The organism is Photobacterium aquimaris (assembly GCF_002954455.1).
GTDB lineage: Bacteria > Pseudomonadota > Gammaproteobacteria > Enterobacterales > Vibrionaceae > Photobacterium > Photobacterium aquimaris.
The window spans coordinates 267,857-287,273 of the sequence record NZ_MSCC01000002.1; the positions used below are offsets into that span (position 1 = coordinate 267,857).

At 38.6% G+C, this 19,417-nt stretch carries 11 protein-coding genes; 5 read left to right on the forward strand and 6 right to left on the reverse strand.

Going from position 1 to position 19,417, the window contains the following annotated elements; translation table 11 throughout:
* Positions 1-45: 45 nt before the first annotated feature.
* Positions 46-2,541: a phosphoenolpyruvate--protein phosphotransferase gene (gene ptsP / locus BTN98_RS12225; protein ID WP_060996857.1), complete on the reverse strand. Its 2,496-nt coding sequence runs from the start codon at positions 2,539-2,541 to the stop codon at positions 46-48.
* A gap of 28 nt (positions 2,542-2,569) precedes the next feature.
* The gene (locus tag BTN98_RS12230; RefSeq protein WP_060996858.1) at positions 2,570-2,887 is read right to left on the reverse strand and encodes a PTS fructose transporter subunit IIB; all 318 of its coding nucleotides are present in this window, start codon (positions 2,885-2,887) and stop codon (positions 2,570-2,572) included.
* Positions 2,888-3,722: 835 nt separating this feature from the next.
* Here BTN98_RS12230 and BTN98_RS12235 point away from each other — a divergent pair.
* The 3 genes from BTN98_RS12235 to BTN98_RS12245 all read left to right on the forward strand — a co-directional run bounded on the left by BTN98_RS12235 (position 3,723) and on the right by BTN98_RS12245 (position 12,626).
* The gene (locus BTN98_RS12235) at positions 3,723-6,623 is read left to right on the forward strand and encodes a GH92 family glycosyl hydrolase (protein ID WP_060996859.1); all 2,901 of its coding nucleotides are present in this window, start codon (positions 3,723-3,725) and stop codon (positions 6,621-6,623) included.
* Between the two features lie 375 nt (positions 6,624-6,998).
* The gene (locus BTN98_RS12240) at positions 6,999-9,674 is read left to right on the forward strand and encodes a molybdopterin-dependent oxidoreductase (RefSeq protein WP_060996942.1); all 2,676 of its coding nucleotides are present in this window, start codon (positions 6,999-7,001) and stop codon (positions 9,672-9,674) included.
* 426 nt (positions 9,675-10,100) lie between these two features.
* Positions 10,101-12,626 carry a GH92 family glycosyl hydrolase gene (locus BTN98_RS12245; protein WP_060996860.1) on the forward strand — a complete coding sequence of 842 codons (2,526 nt, stop codon included), beginning with the start codon at positions 10,101-10,103 and terminating at the stop codon, positions 12,624-12,626.
* Between the two features lie 439 nt (positions 12,627-13,065).
* Here the strand turns inward: BTN98_RS12245 and BTN98_RS12250 are convergent, their stop codons facing one another.
* Complete coding sequence (locus tag BTN98_RS12250) at positions 13,066-14,778, reverse strand: amidohydrolase (RefSeq protein ID WP_412779393.1); 1,713 nt, start codon at positions 14,776-14,778, stop codon at positions 13,066-13,068.
* Between the two features lie 128 nt (positions 14,779-14,906).
* On the opposite strand from BTN98_RS12250, the gene BTN98_RS12255 reads away from it, so the two are divergent.
* The gene (locus tag BTN98_RS12255) at positions 14,907-15,818 is read left to right on the forward strand and encodes a LysR family transcriptional regulator (protein ID WP_060996862.1); all 912 of its coding nucleotides are present in this window, start codon (positions 14,907-14,909) and stop codon (positions 15,816-15,818) included.
* 104 nt (positions 15,819-15,922) lie between these two features.
* Here the strand turns inward: BTN98_RS12255 and BTN98_RS12260 are convergent, their stop codons facing one another.
* From BTN98_RS12260 to BTN98_RS12270, 3 genes are all read right to left on the reverse strand, one after another.
* A complete protein-coding gene (locus BTN98_RS12260) occupies positions 15,923-16,183 on the reverse strand; it encodes a hypothetical protein (RefSeq protein WP_060996863.1) in 261 nt (86 codons plus the stop codon).
* Between the two features lie 143 nt (positions 16,184-16,326).
* Entirely contained in the window at positions 16,327-16,569 is a 243-nt protein-coding gene (locus tag BTN98_RS12265; RefSeq protein WP_060996864.1) for a hypothetical protein, read from the reverse strand.
* A 423-nt stretch (positions 16,570-16,992) separates the two neighbouring features.
* Positions 16,993-17,943 (reverse strand): LysR family transcriptional regulator, encoded by a 951-nt coding sequence (locus BTN98_RS12270; protein WP_328585765.1) that lies wholly within the window; start codon positions 17,941-17,943, stop codon positions 16,993-16,995.
* Positions 17,944-17,993: 50 nt separating this feature from the next.
* Between BTN98_RS12270 and BTN98_RS12275 the strand changes: the two genes are divergently transcribed.
* Positions 17,994-19,397 (forward strand): efflux transporter outer membrane subunit, encoded by a 1,404-nt coding sequence (locus BTN98_RS12275; RefSeq protein WP_060996866.1) that lies wholly within the window; start codon positions 17,994-17,996, stop codon positions 19,395-19,397.
* The last annotated feature ends 20 nt before the right edge of the window (positions 19,398-19,417 follow it).

Consider the following 19,417-nt stretch of genomic DNA (forward strand, 5'->3'; position numbering starts at 1 on the left):
GCTGTTTAATGGCAATGGCGGGGCTGTTTTTATCTGGCTTGAGGCTTATAAACCAATTTGTTCGGTAATAATGGCAATAATTGCCTCTGGTGATTCCGCTTGGCGTAAGCTATCACGGAAACTTTCATGAATAAGTTTGCGGGCAAGACCTGCAAAGATGCGCATGTGTTGATCACCTTGGTCTTTATTTAGGGTTAGCATGATAACGAAATCAACTTCACCTGAATCAGACATCCAATCAATAGGTTTATCAAGGTGAGCAATACTGATACTAGAATGACGAATATGGTCAGATTTAGTATGCGGAATCGCAAATCCATGCCCTAAACCGGTTGAGAATACTGCTTCACGCGCCCATATATCTTCTTCTAACTTATAGGCGTCGTCAGTACGGCCTTGAATACCTAAGTTACCCACTAGCGCTTGGATCACTTGTTCTTTGTTTGCAAAGTCAGCGCCTTTAAATACACACTGTGTAACTAATATTGGCTTAACTTGAGCTTGAGCATGACGTTGTTCAAGTAATGCCTCGACCTCTTCAATGGTGGCGCACTCACACGCCTGTGCAAATAGTGTTTGGCTATCAGCGAAGTTGATTTCAGTTAACTGTGCTTTAGTGGCGGCAATCTTTGGTGCGCTCATACTGATTTCATCGAGACCTGCGCCAATAAGTAATGGTAATACTTTACTGTCTGCACCAAGTTCACCACATAAACCAACCCATTTACTATGGGCATGCGCAGTCGTAACCACTTGCTTTAATAAGCGTAAGAAAGCAGGTGCTAAGCTGTTATACAGTTTTGATACACTGGCGTTATCACGATCAACCGCTAATAAATATTGGGTCATATCGTTTGAGCCGATACTAAAGAAATCTACTTCCTTACAGAATAAATCGACAATAAATGCTACCGATGGAATTTCAACCATGATACCGAGTTGAATATCAGCATCAAAAGCGATGTTTTTGGCTGTCAGTTGTTGTTTAATAAATGCTAGTTGCTGCTTAACCCAACGGATCTCTTCAATACTCTGAATCATTGGAATCATGATTTTTGCTTTGCCATGCACAGAGGCACGTAAAATAGCCGTTAATTGAGTATGGAACAATGCCAAGAACTGTGGGTAAATACGTACCGCACGGTAACCTAAGAACGGGTTATTTTCATGAGGTAGGGCAAGGTAATCAATCGGCTTATCACCACCAATATCCATGGTACGAATGATGACCGGTTTACCATTGGCAGCGGCTAATACTTCACGGTAATGATTAAATTGCTCTTCTTCATCGGGTGCTTGCTGGCGATCCATAAACAGCATTTCAGTACGGAATAAACCAATACCTTCAGCGCCTTGTGCAAAAGCATTATCTGCTTCGACTGAACAGGCAATATTAGCGGCAACTTCGATAGTGTGACCATCAGCAGTGGTCGCTTGCTGGTGGGCGTACTGGCTTTGCTGTTGTTTAAGCGTATTCGCCAATGTGATGGCACGATCGAAGTAACCACAAACTTCATTGCTAGGCTCAATAGCCAGTACACCTAACTGAGCATCAACATAAACATGATGGTTTAATGCTGCTGCACAGTCTTTAATTTCAATCCCTGATAGGGTTGGAACATTAAACGCACGCGCCAAAATCACAGTGTGTGAAGTGCTGCCTGCATGAGTTAATACCAAGCCTTGTAATAACGCTTTATCAAGCCCTAAAAATTGACTTGGGGTTAAATCGTTGGCGATCACAATACTTGGTTGCTGGAGTGAAAACTCTGCTTGGTTATCAAGTACTGTTGGGTAAGCTGCGGTTAATAATTGGATCGATACATCTTTGATATCCAGTACGCGTTCTCGTAAGTAACTGCTTGCTGACTGTTCAAGTTGATGACACAGTTTTTCCATCACTGCCAAAATAGCATTAGCCGTCGAGTGGGTTGCTAGCAGTGCTGTTACGCCGTCAATGAAGCTTGAGTCATTAATAATCGCTAAATGCGCGCTGGTGATTTCCTGCTCGTGGTGTGATCCCGTAGCAATGATGTGATTTAAGTGGGTACTAACTTGCGCGAGTGCTTGCTCAAAACGCTGTGCTTCATTGTCATCGTGTACTGCTGTTGCAAACTGCTGTGGATCGACTTGACTCATCGCAACTAAAACACCACAACCAATACCAGGGGCAAGACGTTTACCAGTGATCAAATGTGGCTGGTGGCGTAACAATGATTGCGGTATTACGATGTCGCTATCATCAGAAAACGTCTCTAATACCTCATCGCAATGGGGAAATTGTTGTTCAATGTAAGTCTGAAGTGTCTGACATGCTTGTTCACTGTCTGCGCCTTCAAAGCTTATTGTGCAGTTATCATTTAATAGCGTATCGGTGCCTACTAAGGCTAAAACACTTTTTGCATCACCGGAATTATTAGTGCGGTGATTGGTTAGTGTAATTTGACACTCAAATTGGCGGCACTGTTGTTCTAAATGGTTAGCTGGACGAGCGTGAATGCCGTTGGGTAATACACATTGAAACTGAAATTGATGAGTCATAAATAAAACGCCTTAAATTTATTTAATATTATTGGTGAGTTAACAACAGTTGCTGACATTGAGAAAAAATGCGTCGTGGATGCTGTAATGCATCTTGAATAGAAACTTCTAGACAGCGGTGTTTATTAAAACGATCGCTTTGCTCAACATTGATGTCGGCGGCGAGAATAACAATATCAGCGCGCTCAACATCCTGTTCAGTGAGGCGATTTTCAATTCCCATTGCTCCTTGGGTTTCGACTTTTATTGTGATTCCAAGTTTTTTTGCTGTCTCTGTGAGCTTGTCGGCAGCCATATAGGTGTGTGCAATTCCTGTTGGACATGCGGTGATCGCGACAATTCTCATAGGTTTCTCCTGCTGTTAAATAATTTAGTGCTTGGGCAATGCGCTCAATATAAGCACTTCATCGTGAGCAAGATAGAAGAGAAACGACGCTTTTATAGGACATTTGTAACCGTAATAACCAACCGTGATAAGGATCTCATTGCTTTTTAAGCTGGTAGCGACATAACCTACTAGCATTTTTGTGCGTAGTAAGTGAAGATGATTTAGTTTCTGAAAGGCTATATTGCGAGTTGTTATTGAGTGGTTTGTATTTAAAACGGTAGTTAATTAGATGGCAAACAAGAGTGGGGAATATAAAGGAGTATATCAACGCTAATAAGCGATAAATAAAAAGGCAGCATGAGCGGGGGACTGCATGCTGCTAAAGATGTTTCAATAATATAATAATTATATCTATTTAAGCTGTGATTTTATTATTACCCATTTTTTTAAAATAGAAACTGGATAAATATCACTTTAATAGCACTATGCTATCTAATTGTTTTTTATGTGATATCACGCAGCCTAATATTAATAATTAAACTATCGTTATTGTTGTTATTTAATTAAATACTCAACTTTTATAGTGTTCGATAATTTAATAATTATAAACTGTGATATTGAGCCAAAATATTCCCATATAGCAGTGGGAGCTTCGTTCCAGCTATTTATAACAGCTACAAATATGCAGTGAATGCGTAATTAATCCTATATCTCCATCGATATTTATTTTTAATAATGCTCGTCAATAACGATACAGAATATCATTTAAGAATAACGTTCAAATTATGTTCGTGGTCATGAATGATAACTCTGACTGTGAACATCAATTAAATCGATAACAAAAGGATTTGAAATGAAATTCAAACGTACCCTACTTGCAATGGCCGTTATTACCGCCACATTTGGCTTAACGGGCTGTGATGAAGAAACCAATAATATTACGGTTACTCACCCTAATAGTGGTGATACGTTGCCGCCGGTTGATGAAGGGGATAAGCCTGTCTGTCCTCCAACTGGTGATGAAGATTGCGATGATAAACCTAGTACCGAAAAGCCTGTCATTGACATGGGTGTACATATTCCTGTTGATTTATCGGGCATGGATGTTACCCGTTATGTTAACCCTTTTATTGGTACTGGTAATTTAGGTAATACTTACCCTGGTGCAACTACACCCAATGGTATGGTGCAATTATCGCCTAATAACGGCTCTAATGGTTGGGAATATATCTCTGGTTATTATTATCACGATGCCCGTACCAGTGGTTTCTCTCATACTCATCTTTCCGGGGCGGGTGCGGGTGATTTAAATGACATTTTAGTGATGCCGATTAACTCGCGCTCTGATTTTATGATCAACGAAGGCTCCGCCACGCTTAACTTAGAAGCCTCGCATTTTAAACATAAAGATGAGCAAGCAACGGCGGGTTATTATAAAGTTGATTTACTTGATTATGATATTACTGCTGAGTTAACCGCTTCCGATCGTGTTGGTGTCCATCGTTATACGTTCCCGCGTGACCAACAATCAGAAATTATTGTTAACACCGGTTTTAAACTTAACTGGGATTATACTTCAGACTCGTTTATTCGTTGGGATAAAGAAAATAACCGTTTGATTGGTCATCGATTATCTGATGGTTGGGCTGCATCTCAGAAAGAATATTTTGTGATGGAATTTGATCAACCGATTAAAAATGTCCGTTTTGCTTATTACGACAAAGAGACTAAAAAATACGTTAATGCGCCGGCTGATTTTACTGAAATAGGCTCAATTAATGGCTCTCAAACCTATGATGCTGTTAATGATCGTGATGTGTTTGGTAAATATCAATATGCGCGCGCTTATGTTGAATTTGATACCGAAAAACAAGGCTTAACCGTTGAAGCAAAGTTAGCACTATCAAGTACCGCGATTGGTAACGATGGCACTAATAAAGCACCATTAAGTGGTGCATTCTTGAATTTGACTGAAGTGGCAAATAAAAACTTTGATCAAGTACGTTTAGATGCTACCAAGGAGTGGGAAGCGTTATTAGGTAAAGTAAAAGTTGAAGGCGATGAAGCCTATAAGCAAACTTTCTATACTGCGATGTACCATGCATTCTTAGGTCAAACCACTCACTCAGATCTTGACGGTAAATATTACCGTGCTTTCCAAGGTCGTAATGCTTATCCAAATGGCCGTCCATCGTGGGGTCAAGAAGCACCTTTAGTCGATGATATTCGTTTAGCTGATGCTAACAACGATGGCAAGGCCGACTTTACTCGTTATGACACTTTCTCACTGTGGGATACATACCGTAACGTGCAACCACTCGCTTCTATTTTGACCCCAAATTCATTAGCTGATGTGGTGTTGTCGATGTTGTCGTACGCAGAAGAAGAATTTACGCCGTTGGATGCAGAAGGTAATGCAGGTCAACCACGTAAAGGTCGTCTACCTGAATGGACATTTAAAGGTAACGAAACCGGCATGATGATGGGGATGCATTCAACTCCGGTTATTTATGATGTACTGGAAAAAGGCATTCTTGATGCGCGTATGACTGAGCTTGGCTTTAGTCAATTAGAGCAAGATGACATTAAAGCGCGTTTGATCAATGCGATGGTGACAGATGCACGTAGTGGCTCAGCTGTTTCGTGGATAAAAGAATATGAAAAAAATGGCTGGGTGCCAGCACAACTACATGATGCAGAAACGGACTCTTACGGTAAGCACTCACCGTTTAAAGACTCATGGACAGCCTCATACTCACTTGAATATTCAATGAATGATTGGATGATCGCTAAATCCATTGCCTTGGTGTTTGGTGAAGATGATCCACGTTACACTGAATTTGCTGACCGTTCTAATAACTGGCAAGCACAGTTCGATTTTGGTGGTGAGCCGAATACACCGTGGAAAGGTTGGTTTAAAGCTCGAGATTATAAAGGTCAATTTATTGATAAGAACTGGACTGATCCTGTCACTGGTGGAAATACGGGTAAAGACTGGCGTCCTGATATGTTTAATTGGGCGTTCTCAGAGTCAAATGGTTGGCAATACTTCTTTAGCGTGCAACATGATATGCATGGTCTAAAAGATCTGATGACCCAAGTTGATCTTAAATCTAACCCAGACGCTAAAGATGGTGCATTATTTGCTGCGCGTTTAGATGAATACTGGTCAACTTACCCTGATCGTAATGCAGGTGATAACCAATTCCCAGTGTTTAACACCGGTAACGTTGGTCAACATGTTCAAGGTAACGAACCCGATCTTCATGTACCGTATTTATATAACTATGTTGGTCAACCATGGAAGACTCAAGCAGCGATTGCGGCATCGACTAACGTTTGTTACGACAACACCGCCGATGGTATTTGTGGTAATGATGACTTTGGTACCCTTTCTTCATGGTTTGTATTCCGTGCTCTTGGTTTCTACCCTGTGAATGCGGGCAGTATCTATGAGATTGGTACGCCAATGTTTGAAACTGCGTCGATTGATGTCGGTAATGGGCAATCGTTTAACGTTACTGCAAAGAACGTCAGTCGCGACAATATATTCATTCAAAATGCGACCTTTAATGGTAAAGCGTTTAACCGCACTTACTTAACCCATGATGAGATAATGTACGGTGGTGATTTGGTATTCACAATGGGTGATACGCCAAATAAACTGTGGGGATCGGCTGCAGACTCAGTGCCACCAGATACTGGCATTGGTGAGTTCCTGCATGCTGATTCGTTACCTGCTGGTGCGCGATAATTAATAATAAAACATAAGCATTAATTGAAATTACTATTCTAAAAATCCTACGGTAAACATCGTAGGATTTTTTTTGTGTTTTTTATATTCAAATCATAATCGATATCAAACATTGTATTGTTTATGAAGTCATTTATAGAATCAGTGTTTGTTATATTAAGATTTATTTTAAAGTGAAATAAGGCGTAATATTAATAAAATATCTATATGTATAAATAGAAAAATAAAGCTATTAAGAATATTTGATAGATTATGTATTGTTAATAAATACCACTGGCTGTAAGTAATTTATTGTCACCAGTAAGTGTTACGTTAAATACGTTGAATATCATTATTTTCAAGGCGCTTAGAATATAAATGGCAATTGGAGATATTATGCCTATTTCTCGTCGTAACTTTTTAAAATCTGCTATCGGCACCGCTATTGCTGCAAATGGTTTAACATTATTCCCCGCAAACTTTGCATTTGCTGATGATACAATTTTAATTCCTAGTGCAAGCCACTGGGGACCTTTCTATGGTGTAGTAAAAGACGGTAAATTAGTCGGTATTCAACCTCGTAAAGAACTTGATCCACAGCCAACTGAAATGTTATTAGAAGGCTTATTAAGCCGAACTTATAATAAAACACGCATTCAATATCCAATGGTACGTAAATCATATTTAGAAAATTTAGGTGGTGATACTAAACCTGAATTACGCGGTAAAGAGCCGTTTGTTAGAGTAAGTTGGGATACGGCATTACAATTAACAGCCAGTGCTATTCTGCATACCATTGAAAATAAAGGTAACCAAGGTATTTTTGACTCATCTTATGATGGTTGGTCAAATACGGGTTTATTACGCCCACCTGTTGTTCAAGGACGTTTCTTTAATTTAATCGGTGGTTGTAGTACCACTATTGGTGACTATTCAGCAGGTGCTTCAACCGTTATTCTGCCGCATATTGTCGGTGATATGGAAGTATATTCACCTCAAACAGCGTGGCCTGTTATTGAAGAAAACACCGAAGTATTTGTTTTAGTTGGCAGCGATCCTTGGAAAACCAACCGAGTTGAGTTTCGTGTAGCTGATCATCAAATGCAAAGCCATTGGCTGAAGTGGAAACAAAAAGGGATTAAGTTTATTTCAATTAACCCTAAACGAACCACGACAGATCGTAATTTAGACAGTGAGTGGGTATCAATTATTCCAGGTACTGACACTGCGTTATTTAATGCAATGGCTTTCCATTTACAAGATCAAAAATTAGCTGATCTTGAATATTTGAAAAAATATACTGTTGGTTATGAAAAATATCTTGATTACTTATTAGGTAAACAAGATGGCGTAGCGAAAACTCCTGAGTGGGCGGCTAAAATCACTGGTATTTCAGCTGATGAAATTAAAAAGCTAGCAGTATTATTTAAAACGAAAAAAACTCAAATTGCTGCTGGTTGGGCGGTTCAACGTGCCGATCACGGCGAGATGATCCACTGGTCCATTATTAACTTTGCCGCTATGGCGGGTAAAATTGGTAAGGCTGGTGAAGGCTTTGGTTTTAGTTGGCACTATGGTAACGGCGGTATGCCACAATCAGGTGCATCACTACCTGTAACATTAGGTCAAGGTTTTAACCCTGTTTCTGCGGGTTGTCCGGTTGTTCTGCAAGCTGAAATGCTACGTAACCCTGGTAAGTCATTTACTTATAATGGTCAAACATTGAAGTTCCCTGATATATCTATGGTATATAACTCAGGTAATAACTTGTTCTCACACCAACAAAACCTCAATGCTTTGATTAAAGCAATGAATGACAAAGTTGAGACTTATGTTTGTCAGGATACATGGTGGTGTGCGTCAGCTCGATTTGCCGATATTGTTTTACCCGCAACCAGTGCATTAGAGCGGATTGATATTACTTCTGGCGGTACGTATAGCAATAATAAAGTTTATGCTATGCAGCAAGTGATTGAACCTTATGGTGAAAGCTTAGATGACTTTGAAATTTTCCGTCGTTTAGCCAAAATCTTCCATGTAGAAGATAAGTTCACCACCGGTAAAGATATGATGACGTTGCTGAAAACAGCATATGAATCATCTACTGCCGCGAAAATCAAACCATTTGATGAGTTCTGGAAAGATGGTGTCACCGTAATGCCAACCCCAGAGAAAGCCGATTACTGGCAACGTCATGGTGCATTTTATGATGATCCAGAGAAATACCCATTACATACGCCATCCGGTAAAATTGAGCTGTACAGCGAATCTATCGCTAAAATGAAGCTTGACGATTGCCCACCTGTACCGACATATATGCAGCCGTTTGAATTTTTAGGTAATGCTAAAAAAGGTCAATTACATATTCTGAGCCCACATCCATGGATGCGCTTACACTCACAAATGGCAAATGCCGATACCAATAGTTATGAGTGTGTTGACGGTCGTCAGTATTTGTTGATTAACGAACAAGATGCGCATGATCAAGGTATTGTTGATGGCGATCTTGTTGAATTACATAATGAACGTGGCGCACTACTTTGTGGTGCTAAATTATCAAAAGAAGTTCGTCGCGGTGTTGCTTGTCTCCATGAAGGCGCATGGTTACAGTTAGATAAATTAGGCCGTTGTAATAGTGGCCAGATTAATATTCTGACATCAGATCAATCATGTGGTGGACTAAGCCAAGGTACCAGTGCGAATACCTGTTTAGCGTATTATAAAAAATGTACTAATCCATGCTCACCTAATAAAGCTTATGAGCCGCCAATGATAGAACAACCTACAGGGCCTAATGATGGTTCTATTTTGCCAATGGTTGATTTGAACATTGATGGTCGTATTGCCTTATTGCATAAAGCTAATGCGGGTAAAGCAGCGCCAAAGATTAGCCGTGGTCAAGAAATTTTCTATGCTAGTTGTACTATGTGTCACGCAGCACCGAACCCAGCAGCACATACGCGTGCTCAATGGGCTGGGATCACCCAAAGTATGTTCCCTCGAGCAGGGTTAAGTGCCGCTGATCGTAAACTTGTTTTAGAATATTTAGATAAACACGCAGCAAAAGCATAGTAACGTTATTTGTTATTATATTTTGGTGTGAAGTAACTTAACTAGCTCATATAGTTAATATAAATCCCATGACTTTTGTTGTGGGATTTTTTATTTAAAAATAGTCGAATTAATTAAACAGTCTAATAAATAATAAATAATAAATAATAAATAATAAATAATAAATAGTGATATTGAGTCAAAATATCTAAATATAACAATGGGAGCTTAGTTCCAACGATTTATAACCGCTACAAATATGCAGTGAATGCGTAATTTATCCTATATCTCAGTGTTTTTTTATTCTTAATAATATAGCCACAATACGGTGATTATTATTATTCAAGCGCGAATAAATAATATCTACCTAATAAATGAGATTGTTTTAATACTATTACTATCGCTTTGATAATTAAGTGATGTAATACATAAAAGGATGGATATACGATGTTTAAACCGTCAATAGTTGCAGCAGCCATCGCACTCTCAATAGGTCTGAGTGGATGTAATAATGACAATGGATCAGGATCGTCAACCAGTAAAGATGATCTGCAGCCAACATTGGCAGTATTAAAATATGTTGATCCTTTGATCGGCACTGATGGTTTAGGCAACGTTAATCCAAGTCCAGTAACGCCTGAAGGTATGATCCAGCCAAGTCCTGATAACTGGAATCCTAATAATTGGGGCGGCAAAGGTTCACCTTCTGATTATCATCATTATTTAAATCAATTATCTGGTTTTAGTACTACCCATATCTCCGGTGCGGGTAAAGGCGATCTCAATGACTTTGCTTTTCTGCCTTATACCGATTTTCATTCAACAGCCGTTACCATGGACAAGCAGACTGAAGTCTCAAAAGTGGGCTATTACGCAGTTGATTTGATTGAAACTAAAGTAAAAGCAGAGTTAACCGCCACCGATAGGGTTGCCTTTCATCGCTATAGTTTTCCTGAAGGAAAAGATCGTAAAGTGAAGATCGACTTACAGCATGAACTACTAGAACAATATGGTAACCATTCACGCAGTATCTACTATAAAAAAGTCGCTGATAATGCGATAGCGGGAGCCCGTACCAGTAATGAATGGGGTCAGTGGCAAACTGTTTATTTTTATGCTGAATTTTCAGAACCATTCAGTGGCCACATGGCCTATGTTGATGAAAAGCCAACCACGGCAACAGAAGTCGGCTTAGCTGATTATCAAGGTTATGGCGATAAGCGTGATCGTGTTCGTGATGTAGTGACCCATTTAAACTTTGGTGAAGGTGAGCAACCGATCACGGTAAAAATTGCAATTTCAGGCACTGGTATTGATGGTGCGATGGCAAACTTACATGCTGACACTAATGGCTATGATTTTGATGATGTTGTAGCAGATAACCAACAACAATGGGCGAATATTCTTAATAAATTTACCATTAAAGGTGGAACTCAAGCCGATAAAACTATGTTCTATACCTCATTATATCGTACCTATGTCGCACCATTTTTGTACCAAGATGTCGATGGTAAATACCGAGGTATGGATGGTAAAGTTCATCAAGCCAATGCGGATTTTACTAACTATTCAGTCTATTCAATGTGGGATACTTTCCGCGCTGCGCACCCCCTTAAAACCATTATTGATAAAGATCGCGCTATTGAATATGCCCATGATTTAATGAATAAATTTAAAACAGGTGGAGTATTACCGAAGTGGGAATTACATTCTGACTACACCGGTGAAATGGTGGGCTATCCGGCAGTATCGGTCATTGCCGATGTAATGGTTAAATACCCAGATGCCTTTAGTCAGCAAGACTTTGAATTAGCGCTTAAAGCCGCTGATGTGTCAGCGAACTTTGATCTTACTATTACCCAAGATTGGGTACCTTATAAAGACGCATGGAATGGTGATAAACGCTTTACGGTCATGACCCGTCATGGTGAATATGCCGAGCAACACGGTTATGTACCTGCCGATGCTAAAAAACAGCCGCAAGATGGTGGCGTTGCCCAAGATAAATATGATGAGTTAGTCAATGAATCGGTGTCATATGGTTTAGAAAATGCGTATTACGATTGGTGTATTGCTCAAATCGCTAAGTTAGCCGGTAATGAAGCGCAATATGACCGTTATATGGCGCGTTCACAAGCTTATAAGCCTTACTTTGATCTTAATAAAGCTGAGTATGGCAAATATGGTGCGACTGGATTTATGCGCCCTAAAAATCATGATGGTTCATGGGTAAATAACTATCCATCATGTGCCATTAATGGTCAAGGCGATCCGATTTCGCCACTGCCTGATGGCTGTAATATTAATGATGCCACATCGTTTGATATTTTCTGGCCTTATCGTGCCGAGCATCGTGGTCAAGATTTCACTGAAGGTAATACCTGGCAATGGAGCTGGTTTGCCCCACATGATATTGCGGGCTTAAAACAGACCATGGGTGGTGAAGCGAGCTTCTTGCAGAACTTAGATGCATTATTTACCGCCAACGATAAAGCTGATACCTCACAAGGGGATATGACTGGTTATATTGGTCAGTTTATTATGGGTAATGAGCCTGATCATCATGTGCCATACCTGTATAACTGGACTGCCGAGCCATGGAAAACCCAAGAGTACGTTGATCAAGCAATGAAGGAGTTTTTCCATCCAACCAAAGCGGGTTTAATTGGCAATGAAGACGTTGGTCAAATGTCAGCTTGGTACATTATGGGCGCGTTAGGTTTTTATCAAGTCAACCCAGGTGAGCCAATCTATACCATTGGACGACCATTATTTGATGAAGTGAAATTTGATATTGATGGTGGTCAATTTACTATCACGGCTGAAAATAATAGCCCTGATAATCTTTATGTTGAATCGGTAACTATTAACGGTAAACCACTTAATACTCACTTAACTTTTGCGCATGATGAAATTCGTGCTGGCGGTGAACTACATTTCGTGATGACTAATAAAAAGCCAACGATGAAATAAGTTCTTACACTGTGATAAATATTTGTCTTCAATGGTCAAATAAAGCGCAATTACAATCTTGTTAGTTATTGATTAACAATGATTAAAAGCTAATTCTATGCAAGTAGGATTAGCTTTTTTTTTACGAAAAATAGTAATAATGAGGTCAAACCCACAAAACAAAACAACAACTATTGTTTAAGCCAATGATTGAGAATAAATTCATTTGGCTACGAAAATCTTATGCCTCGTTAAGTCAATCCTGAACAATTGGCTTACGAGGCAGTCCTCCTTTATTCCATTTATTCCTTCGCTTACACTTCATCGTTCTGTCTCCACAGTTGGTGTTTTCTTTCGTTATGACAACTGCAAACATTTTATGTTGTAAACTTTCAGCTTAATTAAGCAGCGAAAAAAACAGAGTCTTTTGGCCCATAGATTAATGTTTTAGAGTGGCTATTTAGTTTGTTGCTAAAATAGCACTTTTACGATAAATCGTTTTGCCATCCTTTATTGTTTCCAATACATTAATATCCTTAATTGCCATGACATCAACATTAAGCGGGTTGTTATCAAGAATCACTAAATCGGCACGTTTACCAACTTCTATCGTGCCTTTTTGTTGTTCTTCAAAATTCTGGTAGGCTGCATTTTTGGTGATAGATTCTAGCGCTTGATAGGCTGTAATTCGATGATGCTGTCCCAGAACCTCTCCACTGCGTGTTATACGATTCACTGCAGACCACATATTTGTCATCATGTCAGGAAACAATACTGGTGCATCCATATGAATGGTAAAGGGGAGTTCTTGAGAATTAGCCCATCCCATTGGTGAAATATTTGATGCTCGCCATGGTCCCAAAACGGAATCTCGATGGTAATCTCCCCAAAAATAAGTATGGGCAGGGAAAAATGATGGGATCATTTCATTCTTTTTCATTCGTTTGATTTGATCTAAACGTGTGGTTTGAGCATGAATCACAACAGTACGACGATCTTGTTTACCGTATTTGGCATCAGCTTTCTCGATTGCATTTAGTAAAATATCAGCTGACGCATCGCCATTACTGTGGCTGAGGATTTGTGCTCCAGCTTGATAAGCTGTATCAACCCACTGATTCATCTCTTGCTGGGTTAATACTGGATAACCATGATAATCATAAGCATGATTATGTGGTGCTTCATAATACGGTGAAGAAAGATAAGCTGTTTTACCTTGCGGAGAACCATCTCCAACCATTTTTACACCAGCAAGAGTGAAGCCGTTAACACTACTTTTCATCGGTAGTACTTCAATCGCTTCTGCTAAATTAACCCACTTGGCATAAGCGAGCATATCAATCTTTAAGAGATCATTTTCAGCCATTTTTTTTAAAGTAGTGATGGTTGAAAGTGTTGCTAAGCCTTCTTGCGCTGTGGTTATGCCATAGCTGGCAAACATATCTTGTACCTTGGTAAATTTACGAATAGCGTCGACTTCAGAGATAGCAGGAAGGCTACTAAGAATCGGATAAATCGCAGCCTCTTCAAGTACACCATTCATTTCGCCATTAGCATCACGACGAATAACGCCACCACTAGGATTAGGTGTGTCGTTGTTAAAGCCGATAAAAGCTAAACCATCACTATTACAGCTCGCCAAATGCCCAGAAATATGTACAGCACAGAAACGATAACCTTGAGTAAATTTATCTAATTCTTGCTTAGTCGGATGACGCTTTTCGGCCAATTCCGCATCATCATAGCCAAACGCCACATGTAAAATATTGTTATCTATATTTGGTTGGGAAAAATAACGCTGCATTTTATGCTTCAGATCATCAAATGAATTGACGTCTCCTATAGGGGCTGGATATAAGAACTCACTTTCAATCAATGGAATATATTGAGCAAAATGGCCATGTGCATCAATAAACCCAGGCGTGACTGTTTTACCATAAAGATCGCGTACTTGTGTCGTTTTTCCTTGATACTGAAGTACGTCTTTATTAGAACCAACCGCAATAATTTGACCATCTTTAATTGCCATTGCTTGAGCACGATGCTGTTCGCCCGTTACAGGGACAATATCACTGTTAATCAAAATTAAATCAGAACTTGCAAAAGCAAAGCTGGAAGTGAGCGCAACAATAAGCGGGAAATACTTTGTTTTGTTCATTACGTTTATTTTCATATTTTCCTCTCAAGATAAAATAGTGATTCACATTATTAAATGCGTCGCTTATTTTTACTTTTACCGCCTTTACAATAAAGACAGGTTTGATAGGGTAATACGTTCAATAACGAGGGGACTTATTTAGTATGCATACATTAGAACAGCTAAATGCTTTTATTATGGTTTATGAGCAAGGTTCATATAGCGCAGCAGCAAAGCTATTAGGTAAATCTCGCACTACAGTGAGAGAACTCGTTATTACATATGAAGACACGGTAGGTTATTCATTGTTTGTTATTGATGGGCGTAAAGCAGTTCCGAGCGATAAAGCTCATCAACTCTATTTTCATGCCAAGGTAGTTGAGAAACAAAATAGAGATTTACATTGTTATAGTCAGGCGTTATTTGAACAAGAGGTACATACCATCAATATTGTACATGATGTGATTGTGCCTTTAATTTTAATGTGTAACATTGAGCAAAAAATCAAATCGACGTACTCGCATTTAACGATTAATTGGTTACATAGAACGCGTCAAGAAGCATTGATCATGTTACAAGATGGCGAAGCAGATTTAGCCATAATGCCAGACAGAGGTATGTTGTTTCCGGAAGCTGAGATGACCTGGGTAACTTTAGGTTCGCTACACTTAAAATGTTATGCTGGAAAAAACTCGCCATTATTGATGTCAAAAAAATCACATCACCACGATACTGAAGTGACAATCCATCATTTACAAAACGAAACGCAATATATTACTGAGAATTTTTTTAGTATGAATATAGGTTTTGCTAAAGTGTCGCCAAAAATGCAAATAGTGAGTAATAATGATCTGTTGTGTGAACTATTAAAATATAATGGCTGGGCAGCCATGCCTGAAGAGTATATGAGAAACCACCTAAAATCAGGTGATTTAGTTGAAGTAAATATTAAAGAAATGAGTAATAGTCGATTGATCTCATTAAATATTTATTTCATGGTTGGTAAAGATACTCAAGATCTATTTAAAGATACAATAAACGACATAGTTGAAACCGCTAAATCTTCACTTCAATAATATTGGTTAAAGATCGGTAATGCACCCAGCGTTGAATAGCGTGAATAAAACCGTTGCAGTAATGAGGCAGATAGCATTATCAGCTTGGTTATTTGTTTTTAGTTTTACTTGGCATAGCAATTCATGCGAATTGTTGCTCCAGAGGCAATGTAGTTAAGCAATGCTTTACACCTATCATTAATAATTTGATTATTATTATTCATACCTTGAGTCAAAGATTGAATTAACCCAACTGATTCATATTTCTCTAATGGAATGATCACTGTACCAGAAAGGTTTTTATCTTTATCGCAACATGCTTTTATTGAAACTTTTTTGGGCGTATTTCTGTAATTACTAACTTCAACGGTAATATTTTCTGTCATTTTTTATTCTTTAAATAGTCTAGTAGACGTCATTTAGGTAACAAAAACCCTTAAACAAAGTTCAAGGCTTTAAGGGATCATTGGGTAATGAAATTATTTTCAGGGTGTTACTTATTACATCCGTTTTTTGAAGATATTTACGATTACTTGTCAGCTGCAGATAATAGTTTTTCATTAAAGCTCATATGGTTGTTTGGGTTAGTCACCACAATGCCTGAGTGTGATTTATCGGCGGTACCGTTTACAGCATAGTGATAAGCAACAACAGCATTATTTGCTTGGTTATCGAAACTAACGTTACCTGTGAATGCGCCATCACGTGCAGATGCTGTGTAAGAAGTGGCGATAATAGCGGTTGCGATAATTACTTTAATAACTGTTTTCATGAGTTGTGTAACCTTATCTTTATAGTTGTTTACCAACGCTGTCTGCGTCTCGATGGATGTATTATTGATAATTACACCAAAAACAACAATAGCCCAAATTAACAAAAGATTGTTACAGTATGGAAATAATCTAAAGGGCAGGGTTTAGGGGCGAGGTTTTTAGATGCACGGAGCGAGTTTTCAAGTGGTGAAATGCATTTAGGAAAGACGAAGGTTCAGATATAACAAAGGCTGCAATAATGCAGCCTTTGTTTTGGATCATATCAAAATATAATAAATAAAATGTGTAATCTATGATCTTTAGAGATTATAAAGTCTCATTATTTTTATTCATATTTTGCTGTTGTATTTCACACATCATTACTGGCATATAATCTTGAGTACATGCAGACTCTGCATTGTTATCGTTTGTTTGAATACCATTTAGCCTTTTTTACGGCGTTGGATCTCATCTTGAAATTGCGCGATTGTAAAATCAATAAAAGCACGTAATCGGCGCGGCATTAAATCGCGCTCTGGGTAAATGAAGCTTACAGGAATAGGGATTTGCGACTTATAAAGGCTAGGTAAAATATGAATTAATTTGCCTTCATTAATTAGATTTCGGCACAAAAATTCAGGAATGTAGGTAATACCAAAACCTTCTAAGCACATATCTAACGCTGCACTTAATGTATTAACTTTAAAACGGTAAGGTAGCCCTTCTAGTACATCTTTATTATTTGTACGTACATTACTTATCATACAAATTTGTTGATGTGGTATTTTTAAGTCAGATAAGTTTTGTGGTAAACTATATTGTTCTATGTATTTTGGGCTAGCTACTAACACCCGTGTTGTATGATGGAATGTTCTGACAATCAAAGACGAATCTTCAATCTCCCCAACCTGTATCATAATATCAAAGCCTTCCTTGATAAGATCAACTTTACGGTTTGATAGCTCAAGGTGGATTTTTAAATTAGGGTGAAGGTTCATAAATGCTTTTATACAATCGCCAATAATTCCTTTTCCTACCTCAACTGGCATTACCATATTTAATGTGCCGCAAATTAAATCATGGCTAGCAGTCACTTCAAGTTCAGATTGTTGTAATACCTCCAAAATATGCGAACAAGAACGATAAAAAGTATCGCCTTCTGTTGTTAAAACTAATTGGCGTGTTGAGCGTGTTAATAATTTAACACCTAGATATCGTTCCAATTCTGCAATTTTTCTGCTTACTGTTGATTTTGTTAATTCTAGTTCAGCAGCTGCTTGCGTAAAACTTTGTATCTCAACAACACGTGCAAAAATCTTGATCGTATTAAGATCAAAGCCAATTTTATTGTTCTTTGTCTGCAACAGTCTTTTCCTTTGTGATCTATATAACAACAATTGAATCCAATTTATACTTTATACCATAAAGTAATTTAGGACAGAAAATGAAAGCATTTTATACCTCTCGCATTGCAGTCTCTTTAGCCGCTGCATTGTTATTATCGGCATGTAGTATGACACCACCTTCTGAACCACCGCATCATTCGCTACTTACAGCTAAGCAAGTTCAATTATATCAGCATGATCTTATTAATATAAAAACGGATTGGTGGACCCAATTTAATGATCCGCAATTAAATCAATTAATCACATTAGGTCTTACGAATAACTTAACCTTGCAGCAAGCTCAGCAGCGTATTGAGTTAGCGACTCAACAGGTTGCTTTAGCACAAGCGGGTGATAAGCCAAGCGTTAATCTTAATGTTAGTGGTGGCGCAATGGGTGCAAATTTAGATTCTTTCTCTCCCCATAATGCAGAATATTCAGCGCTAGGAATGTTGCTGCCTTCTTTTTCTTACCAATTTGATTTTTGGGGTAAAAATAAGGCAATTATTGCTGCTGCAACCAATCAAAAATTATCATTAGAGGCGCAAGCGGTACAAGCGAAGTTATTGTTGTCTGCGGCGATGACAAGTAGCTATTTTACATTACAAAATAATTATCGTTTAGAGCGGGATATTGAGCTGTTATTACGTGAAACGAATAGGCAAAAAGCCGTTATTAACGATCAAATTAAACGTGGTCTCGCAACCAAAGCTGAATTATTTCAACAGCAAGGTGATATTGATAAGTTATCAGCACAGCTTTCAATGACCAAAACGCAGCAACAATTAGCAAAAAACCAATTAGCGTTATATGTCGCTAAAACACCACAACAATTGGGAACATTGTTAGCACCCAATGCAGAGCCTATAAAGCAATTGAATAATATCACGACGATTCCAATTAATTTATTAGGCCGTCGCGCGGATATTATTGCCAATAAATGGCTTGTTGAAGCTAATCGGCAAGGTATTCAGCACGCTAAAGCCGCTTATTATCCTGATATGAATTTGATGGTTATGGGCGTTTTTCAAAAATTATCTTCGATGAATCCTGCCGATTTATTTTTAAGTGGGGCGACGGTTGCTACGACTTTACCATTCTACGATGGTGGCGTACGTGATGCTAATTATGCTTCAGCAAATATTGATTATGACCAAGCGGTGACGGTTTATAACCAATCAGTGCTTACTGCCGTTAAACAAGCCTCTGATGCGATTGTTAATTTACAAGAGGCGTTACAACAACAAGCTCTGTCCGTGGCATCAACAACACAATATCAGCAAGCCTATATGATATTTAAACACCGTTATCAACGTGGATTAGCCAGCTTTTCAGAAATGAATAATGCCCAAATAAAGTGGCATCAACAGGTTATACAAACCACGAATGCTGATAACGCAACGCTACAGAATCAATTACAACTTATTGTTGCTCTTGGAGGCGGCTATAACAGCCAACAATAAAATAAACAGCCGTCATCTAG